This window comes from Mesorhizobium sp. M7A.F.Ca.US.006.04.2.1 (assembly GCF_004022915.1).
In the GTDB taxonomy this organism is placed as follows: Bacteria; Pseudomonadota; Alphaproteobacteria; order Rhizobiales; family Rhizobiaceae; genus Mesorhizobium; species Mesorhizobium ciceri.
Map to the genome: position 1 here is coordinate 1 of NZ_RZQA01000249.1, position 7,504 is coordinate 7,504.

At 63.9% G+C, this 7,504-nt stretch carries 10 protein-coding genes and 1 pseudogene; 6 read left to right on the plus strand and 5 right to left on the minus strand.

Going from position 1 to position 7,504, the window contains the following annotated elements:
• The 3 genes and pseudogenes from EN925_RS15335 to EN925_RS15345 all read right to left on the minus strand — a co-directional run.
• Positions 1 to 225, minus strand: a pseudogene (locus tag EN925_RS15335) (branched-chain amino acid ABC transporter permease); the annotation flags it as partial.
• On the minus strand, positions 222 to 971 hold the full coding sequence (locus EN925_RS15340) for an ABC transporter ATP-binding protein (protein ID WP_063171575.1): 750 nt from the start codon (positions 969 to 971) through the stop codon (positions 222 to 224). The pseudogene EN925_RS15335 and the gene EN925_RS15340, both read right to left, overlap by 4 nt.
• Positions 968 to 1,765: an ABC transporter ATP-binding protein gene (locus tag EN925_RS15345; RefSeq protein ID WP_013532981.1), complete on the minus strand. Its 798-nt coding sequence runs from the start codon at positions 1,763 to 1,765 to the stop codon at positions 968 to 970. Before EN925_RS15345 ends, EN925_RS15340 begins: the two co-directional genes overlap by 4 nt.
• Positions 1,766 to 1,891: 126 nt before the next feature.
• Between EN925_RS15345 and EN925_RS15350 the strand changes: the two genes are divergently transcribed.
• The 6 genes from EN925_RS15350 to EN925_RS15375 are packed head-to-tail and all read left to right on the plus strand — an operon-like array spanning position 1,892 to position 6,245.
• Positions 1,892 to 2,626 carry a GntR family transcriptional regulator gene (locus EN925_RS15350; protein WP_024502532.1) on the plus strand — a complete coding sequence of 245 codons (735 nt, stop codon included), beginning with the start codon at positions 1,892 to 1,894 and terminating at the stop codon, positions 2,624 to 2,626.
• Entirely contained in the window at positions 2,623 to 3,105 is a 483-nt protein-coding gene (locus EN925_RS15355; protein WP_127369299.1) for a DUF3830 family protein, read from the plus strand. The genes EN925_RS15350 and EN925_RS15355 overlap by 4 nt, the downstream gene beginning before the upstream one ends.
• 1 nt (position 3,106) lies before the next feature.
• A complete protein-coding gene (locus EN925_RS15360) occupies positions 3,107 to 3,460 on the plus strand; it encodes a TIGR04076 family protein (RefSeq protein WP_127369300.1) in 354 nt (117 codons plus the stop codon).
• Positions 3,457 to 4,512 carry an aldo/keto reductase gene (locus EN925_RS15365; protein ID WP_127369301.1) on the plus strand — a complete coding sequence of 352 codons (1,056 nt, stop codon included), beginning with the start codon at positions 3,457 to 3,459 and terminating at the stop codon, positions 4,510 to 4,512. Before EN925_RS15360 ends, EN925_RS15365 begins: the two co-directional genes overlap by 4 nt.
• Positions 4,509 to 4,937 carry a DUF4440 domain-containing protein gene (locus tag EN925_RS15370; protein WP_064995060.1) on the plus strand — a complete coding sequence of 143 codons (429 nt, stop codon included), beginning with the start codon at positions 4,509 to 4,511 and terminating at the stop codon, positions 4,935 to 4,937. Before EN925_RS15365 ends, EN925_RS15370 begins: the two co-directional genes overlap by 4 nt.
• A gap of 48 nt (positions 4,938 to 4,985) precedes the next feature.
• Positions 4,986 to 6,245 (plus strand): ABC transporter substrate-binding protein, encoded by a 1,260-nt coding sequence (locus EN925_RS15375; protein WP_127369302.1) that lies wholly within the window; start codon positions 4,986 to 4,988, stop codon positions 6,243 to 6,245.
• A 91-nt stretch (positions 6,246 to 6,336) separates the two neighbouring features.
• On the opposite strand, the gene EN925_RS15380 is transcribed toward EN925_RS15375, so the two are convergent.
• Together EN925_RS15380 and EN925_RS15385 are read right to left on the minus strand one after the other, a co-directional pair.
• On the minus strand, positions 6,337 to 7,137 hold the full coding sequence (locus EN925_RS15380; protein ID WP_063171580.1) for an ABC transporter permease: 801 nt from the start codon (positions 7,135 to 7,137) through the stop codon (positions 6,337 to 6,339).
• On the minus strand, positions 7,134 to 7,504 hold a 371-nt coding region (locus tag EN925_RS15385), incomplete at its 5' end, for an ABC transporter permease subunit (RefSeq protein ID WP_128336669.1). The genes EN925_RS15385 and EN925_RS15380, both read right to left, overlap by 4 nt.

Below are 7,504 nucleotides of genomic sequence, written 5' to 3' on the forward strand. Positions count from 1 at the left end.
AGTCGGCAAGGTGGCACCGATCGCACCGCTGTCCTTCGGCTGGCCGCTGATTGTCGCGCCGATGGCGCTGACGACGGCCAGCGTCGCATAGGTGCCCCAGGCCATGAAGTCGCCATGGGCAAAGTTCGAGAAGCGCAGGATCGAATAGGTAAGCGTCACGCCGATGGCGCCCAGGCCGATCATCGAACCCGTCAGCAATCCGTCGACGACAAATTGCAAGCTCATGCCCCACCTCCTGTGCCGGACTTGCGGGGGCGCTGGCCGAGATAGAGTTCGGCGACCACCGGATCGTTCCACAGCTCGGAGGCAATGCCCTCGTGCCGGTCTTTGCCTTCGACCAGCACATAGGCGCGGTCGCCGATGGCGAGCGCTGCCTTGGCATTCTGTTCGACGAGCAGGATGGTGACGCCGGACTTGCGGATGTTTGCCAGCATCTCGAACACCATCGAGACGAATTTCGGCGACAGGCCGGCCGACGGCTCGTCTAGCACCAGCACCTTGGGGTGGACGATCAGCGCCCGCGCAACGGCGAGCATCTGCCGTTGTCCGCCCGAGAGGTTGCCGGCGGCGGTGCGGCGCTGGCGGACGAGATCGGGGAAGGCGGCATACATCTCCTCGATGCGCGCAGGAATCTCGCGCCGCTCAAGGATGCCGCAAGCAACTCTGAGATTGTCCTCGACCGACATCAGTGGGAAGATGTTTTCGGTCTGCGGCACGAAGGCCAGCCCGAGGCGCACCATGGTGTGGGCCGGCGCGGCAGTGATGTCCTTCCCGTCCAGAAATACTGTGCCGCCGGTGATCGGGACGAGGCCGGCGATGGCCTTGATGAAGCTAGACTTGCCGGCGCCGTTGGGGCCGAGCACCACGACGATCTCGCCCTTGGCGACGGTGATCGAGGCGCCGCGCACGATCGGCACGCCGGGCTCGTAGCCGGCTTCGAGGTCGCGGACATCGAGAACGATCTCGCTCATGCCGCGCCTCCGAGATAGGCCTCGATGACGCGCGGGTCGCGAGCGACCTCTTCGGCCGTGCCTTCGCTGAGCAACTGGCCGCTCGCCATGACGAGGACGCGATGGCAGAGCCGCGTCACCATGTCGATATTATGCTCGATCAGCAGGAAGGTGATACCGCGCGCATTGATGTCGCGGATGCGGTCGATGATGACTTCGAGCAGCGTCGCGTTGACGCCGGCCGCCGGTTCGTCGAGCAAGATGATCGCCGGATCGGCCATCATCACGCGGGCGAGTTCGAGCAGCTTGCGCTGGCCGCCGGAAAGCACGCGCGCCGGCTCATGCGCGAGATGGGCGAGGGCGACCAGTTCCAGCAGTTCAAGCGCCTTTGTCCTGGCGGCCCTTTCCTGCGCGGCGACGCGCCATGGCGTGACGAAATTGGCAAGCAGCTTTTCGCCGGCCTGACCCTGTGCCGCCAGCATGATGTTTTCGATCAGCGTCAGGTTGGGCAGCGGGCGCGGTATCTGAAACGTGCGGCCGAGACCGCGTCCGATGCGCAGATGTGCTGCTTCGCCCGAGACGCGCGCGCCGTTGAGAAGGATTTCGCCGCTGGTCGGCAATATGCTGCCGGCAAGCAGGTCGAACATCGTCGTCTTGCCGGCGCCGTTGGGGCCGATGAGGCCGAGGATTTCGCCCGCTTTGACGTTAAACGAGACGTCGTTGACCGCGACAAGGCCGCCGAACCGCCTGACGACATTCCTTGCCGTCAGAACCGGCGCGCGGGTTTCCCCTTGCCGTTTGGTTGCCTCGCTCATCAAACCCTCTGGCCGAAGACGATCGCTGCCGCCTCCTGATTATGATTTGTGATCACACTTGCGTTGATCACGCTATTCGGCTTTAATTTCCTCCGCAAGCCGAAAACCGGCCACGAACGGAATTCCATGCAAAAGGCTGCCATCGAAAAGAACAACGAGGTGATCGCGGCCCAGCTTGCGCCGGTCGGCCGCGAGACCGTGCAGGACCGCGTTTATTCCGAGCTGCGCCGCGCCCTGATTGGCGGCCTGTTCGAACCGAGCCAGGTGCTGACCATCCGTGGCCTGGCTGACGCCTTGGTCACCTCGACCATGCCGGTGCGCGAGGCGCTCGGCCGGCTGATCACGGAAAAGGCGCTGGAGGCGCTGCCCAACCGTTCGGTGCGCGTGCCGCCGATCACGCTGGAACGCCTCGACGATCTCCTGCGGGCTCGCATCCTGATCGAGGGCGAGGCGATCGCGCTGGCCGCCGCCCGCATGGGTCCGCGCCAGATCGCCACCATCGAAACCATCCTCGCCGAATGGGACGAGATGCGGGCTTTGAAACACAAGAAGGACGTCGACCGCGAAGTGACGCTCAACCAGAGCTTTCATTTCGAGATTTACCGCTCCTGCGGTTCGGCCGTGCTGATCCCGATGATCGAGAGCCTGTGGCTGCAATCGGGTCCCTGCATTCGTGTCGCCATCTACGCCTTCTCGGAAGCCGGCGAGGTCGACACCGCCCAATATCACCGCCGCATCGTCACGGCGCTGTCCACGCAGGATGCGCAGGCGGCGCGCGAGTCGCTGGTCGCCGACATCAGCCGACCCTTCACCTTCCTGCGCAGCAAGTTGCAGGCCGCCGCCGCGAAAGACCAGACATGACCGCCATCAGGATCACCGAGCCGCGCTCGCAGCTTTCCGTAACGGCATTGCTGCTGCCCGAGAAGGCGCCGGAAAACGCTGCCTTCCTCTTGGCCTACCTCGGCACGCCACGCGTTGTTCCGGGCATCCATGCGATGTGGACGGGGCCTGAGATTTCCTGTCCGGTTCCATCAACCGACCTCGAGGGCCAGGCCTATGCAAAACCGTTGCCGGCCGAGAACGCGACGCTGAACCCGCAGCCGGGCGACATCGTACTGTCCTACGTGCCGCCACGCATGTGGGGCGGCAATCCCAATGCGATCTTCGACATTGGCCTCTACTACGGGCAGGGCGCGCGGCTCTTGTTCCCGATAGGCTGGCTGGCCGGCAGTGTGGTGGCGCAGGTGCGCGTCGAAGAGCGTGACCGGTTCGCCGCCGCGTGCGGTGTCATCCGCCGCAACGGCGCCTGCGATGTCACCTTCAGCCTGATGGAGGCCTGACATGGCCGACGACAGTTTCGAGCTGTTCGACCTTCGCGTCGAGGCCATCATCCCCAAGGACAAACCTATCTATTGCGGCGCCAAGGAAGGCGATTATTTCGAGCTCAAGGGCGAGATGCTGTCGATGCCGGCAGGGCAGGTTTTTTCGATCTATTCGATCGCCGCCGTGTTGCCGCTGCTGGCAGCCAAGCAGCGCCCAACCCACCCGAACGACTGGATGACCTCGGACGCCGAGATCGCTTGTCCCGATCCCAATTGCGGCAGCCGGCTGCGGATCGTCAGGGCCGCCAAGCGGCGGTTCAGCCACGCCGAGACGACGGCGGTGCCGCTGCCGAAAGAGGATGACCTTAGATGACCGCCAAGACCTTCGAACTCGGCCCCGGCTACACCATCTCGCGCGTCATTCGCGGCGGCTGGCAGCTGGCTGGCGGCCACGGCGCCATTGACCGCAGCCAGGCGGTGGCCGATCTGATCGCCACGTTCGATGCCGGCATCTGGACCTATGACTGCGCCGACATCTACACCGGCGTCGAGGAGTTGATCGGTGCCGCGCGCCTGCGGCTGGCCAGCGAGCGCGGCCTCGACGTCGCGGCCCGGATGAAGGTGCACACCAAGCTGGTGCCCGACCTCGAACGGCTGGCCAGTATCAGCCGTGACTACATCAGGGGCATCATCGACCAGTCATTGCGGCGGCTGAAGACCGAGCGGCTCGATCTCGTGCAGTTCCATTGGTGGGACTATGAACAGCCGCGCTATGTCGATGCCATGGGCTGGCTCAACGAGCTTCGGTTGGAGGGCAAGGTGCGAAATCTCGGCACCACCAATTTCGACACGCCAAGGCTCGCCGAGATACTCGCTGCCGGCATCCCGCTGGTCAGCCAGCAACTGCAATATTCCGTGCTCGACCAGCGCCCGGGCAGCAGCCTGGCCGCGCTCGCAAAACAGAACGGCGTCAGCTTCCTCTGCTATGGTTCAGTCGCCGGCGGCTTCCTCAGCAACAAATGGCTCGGTGCGGCCGAGCCCGCCACGCCGCTCGAAAACCGCTCGCTGGTCAAGTACAAGCTGATCATCGACGATTTTGGCGGCTGGGAGCTGTTCCAGCACCTGCTGCAAGCGCTGAAGGCCGTTGGCGACCGCCACGGCGTTGACGTCGCCACCATCGCCAGCGCCTGGGTGCTGGAGCAGCCGCAAGTGGCGGCGGTCATCGTCGGCGCCCGCAACCAGGCCCACGCCATTGCCAATGCGAAAATCATGGACGTTGCGCTCCACGCCGAGGACCGGGAGCGGATTGCGGCCGTCATCGCGCAAGGCACCGGCCTCGAAGGTGACGTCTACACGCTGGAACGCGACCGCCGCGGCCGCCACGGTTCGATCATGCATTACAACCTCAATGCGGGGAAGAAATGAGCGGCGAACCCTCCCTGTTTTCACGCGCCAGCGCCGAAATCATCGACCTGCACCGCTTCTTCGTCGACTGGTTCGTCGCCGCGCGAGCCAACACGGTGGACTTCGGCCGCTTCGAACGCGCCATGGGCAAGGACCTCAGCATGGTGGCGCCGGACGGGCAGATCCTCGATCGCGAAGCGGTCGTCGACCATGTCCGCGCAAGCCGTGCTTCCTGCGACGATGGTTTCGCCATTTCGATCGAGGACATCCGGCCCGGCTGGCAGGACGCGGATACCATCGTCGTCCTCTATGTCGAAGCGCAGCTGCGCGCAGGCAAGCACAGCCGCCGTCAATCGAGCGCCGTCTTCACGACCAGTTCATCGGCGCCCAACGGCGTCGAATGGCGACATCTGCATGAAACCTGGCTGCAGGTGCCGGAACGCTGAACAAGCTCCAGAACTCAAATACAGTCGAGTAACGAAAGGGGAACAACAATGACAAAGACGATACTCCAACTCACCACAGCGCTGGCCCTCGTCACGATGGCGGGTGCTGCGCAGGCCGCCGATTGCAAGATCACCGTCGGCCTCGTCATGGAGCTGACCGGCCCGGCCGGTGAATACGGCCAGGCCGGCGCCAAGTCGGTCGAGATGGCCTTCCGCGACATCAACGGAGCCGGCGGGGTGCGCGGCTGCGATCTCGTCACCGACACGCGCGACAGCCAGAGCCAGGGCAACATCGCCGTCGACGCCGCCACTCAGCTTGTGCAGGTCAAGAAAGTGCCGGTCATCATCGGCGGCATCATCTCGTCGGTGTCGATCCCGATCCTGACCTCGGTGACCGCGCCAGCCAAGATCGTCCAGGTCTCGCCAGCGTCATCCTCGCCGACTCTGACGGCGCTCGGCCGCGACGGCAAGACCAACGGCATCTTCTTCCGCACCATCACCTCGGATGCGCTGCAGGGTGTCGCCGCCGCCAAATATGCCATCGACAAGGGTTTCAAGAAGCTGTCGATCATCCACGTCAACAACGATTTCGGCGTCAACATGGTGGCCGAATTCTCGCGTGCCTACAAAGCGCTCGGCGGCACCATCGTCTCCGACACGCCTTACAATGAAAAGCAGTCGAGCTATGCCTCCGAAGTCACCGCGGCAATGGCCGGTGAACCGGACGGTCTCTACCTCGTCAGCACACCGGTCGACGGCGCCACGGTCGCCCGCACCTGGATCTCGCAGGGCGGCGTGCAGAAATTCCTGCTCAATGACGGCATGAACAGCCCGGACTTCATCGAATCCGTCGGCGCCGATTATCTGAAGGAAGCCTACGGCACGTCGTCCGGCACCAGCCCGACGGCCTCGACGGAGTATTTCACCAAGAACTATAAGGAATTCTCCGGCATCGAACCGACCAATCCGGCAGCCGACCGTTCCTATGACGCCGGCGCGATTGTTGGCCTCGCCATCGCCATTGCCGGCTCCGAGGACCCGGCCAAGATCAAGGACGCGATGTACAAGGCGGTCGATCCGGCCGGCACGCCGATCTTTGCTGGCAAGGAAGAGTTCGCCAAGGCGCTCGGCCTGATCAAGGACGGCAAGCCGATCCGCTACGAAGGCGTCATCGGCCCGGTCGCCTTCGATAAATATGGCGACATCACAGGCCCGTTCCGGCTGTGGAAGATCGTCGACGGCAAGGTAGCGACGGACGGTGAAATGACCACCGACGATGTCAACGTCTTGCAGGCCAAGCTTCAGTAAGCATCATTCCGTTTGGTCCGGCATCGATTATGTCAGCATCGATGCCGGACCAAGAATATGGCTGCCTCATTGCGGCGCTCTTGCCCGGCACTCACGTCCGTTCCGTCGCAACTTGCCTGGGGATGAGAAAGCGGGCGGCGAGCACGCAGAGCAGCACGGTGAACATCAGGATCAGCGCCACCAGCGCATTGATATCGGGTGAGAAGCCAAGCCGCATCATCGCCCACAGCCTGACCGGCAGCGTGCTTTGCGTGCCAGTGACCAGGATGGTGATCATGGTCTCGTCGAATGACAGGGCGAAGGCCAGGATGGCGCCGCCGACCATGGCGCTCGACAGGTTCGGCAGGATGATGCGCCAGAAGGTCTGCCAGCCCGTGGCACCGAGATCGTAGGACGCTTCAACCAGCGTGCGGCTCATCGACTGCAGCCGCATCAGTACCGTGCGGTAGACTATCGCCAACACGAAAACCGTATGGCCGATAACGACCGTCAGCAGCGAGCGTTCGAGGCCGATCTCGCGGAAGAAGATCAGCAGCGCCAGGCCGCTGATGATCGGCGGCATCAGGAACGGCAGGAAGATGATGAACTGCAGCAGCGAGCGTCCGGAACGGCGCCCATGATAATAGAGCGCCAGCAGCGTTCCGCTGACCACCGACAGGATGACGGTGCAGACGCCGACGATCAGCGTCGTGCGCAGAGCGGCCAATATGTCGTGGTTTTCAGCCAGCGCCACATAGGTCGCAAGCGTCGGCGACGACCAGTCGACGGAGCCATGCGAAATGGTGAAGAACGACGACACGATCGGCACGAACAGCGGGCTGTAGAGCAGGACCGCAACCAGTGTCGTGATCGCGGCCAGAAAGATCGTGGACAGTCGGGGCAGGGCGCTCATACCGAAGTCCCCGGGTTGCGGCCAAAGCGTTCGCCGATGAGGATTGCGGCGATCACCACGACGGCCAGCGCCACCGACAGCGCCGCGCCGAACGGCCAGTTATAGGCCGTGCCGAACTGGCTGTAGAGGATGCGGCCGAAGGTGAAGCCGCTGATCCCGCCGACCATCTGCGGCGTCAGGAAATCGCCGATCGCCAGCACGAAGACGAAGCTCGCCGCCGAAGCGACGCCGGGCAGGCTGAGCGGCAAGGTGATGCGCAGGAAGGTCTGCAAGCCGCTCGCGCCGAGATCGTCGGATGCGCGCAGCAGCACTTGCGGAATCCGCTCCAGCGACAGGAAGATCGGCAGGATGGCGAAGGGGATCAGGA

Excerpts from the sequence above, each read along its gene's own strand:
- EN925_RS15340 (WP_063171575.1), bottom strand. The coding sequence starts at position 971 with ATGAGCGAGATCGTTCTCGATGTCCGCGACCTCGAAGCCGGCTACGAG.
- EN925_RS15345 (WP_013532981.1), bottom strand. The coding sequence starts at position 1,765 with ATGAGCGAGGCAACCAAACGGCAAGGGGAAACCCGCGCGCCGGTTCTG.
- EN925_RS15350 (WP_024502532.1), top strand. The coding sequence starts at position 1,892 with ATGCAAAAGGCTGCCATCGAAAAGAACAACGAGGTGATCGCGGCCCAG.
- EN925_RS15355 (WP_127369299.1), top strand. The coding sequence starts at position 2,623 with ATGACCGCCATCAGGATCACCGAGCCGCGCTCGCAGCTTTCCGTAACG.
- EN925_RS15360 (WP_127369300.1), top strand. The coding sequence starts at position 3,107 with ATGGCCGACGACAGTTTCGAGCTGTTCGACCTTCGCGTCGAGGCCATC.
- EN925_RS15365 (WP_127369301.1), top strand. The coding sequence starts at position 3,457 with ATGACCGCCAAGACCTTCGAACTCGGCCCCGGCTACACCATCTCGCGC.
- EN925_RS15370 (WP_064995060.1), top strand. The coding sequence starts at position 4,509 with ATGAGCGGCGAACCCTCCCTGTTTTCACGCGCCAGCGCCGAAATCATC.
- EN925_RS15375 (WP_127369302.1), top strand. The coding sequence starts at position 4,986 with ATGACAAAGACGATACTCCAACTCACCACAGCGCTGGCCCTCGTCACG.
- EN925_RS15380 (WP_063171580.1), bottom strand. The coding sequence starts at position 7,137 with ATGAGCGCCCTGCCCCGACTGTCCACGATCTTTCTGGCCGCGATCACG.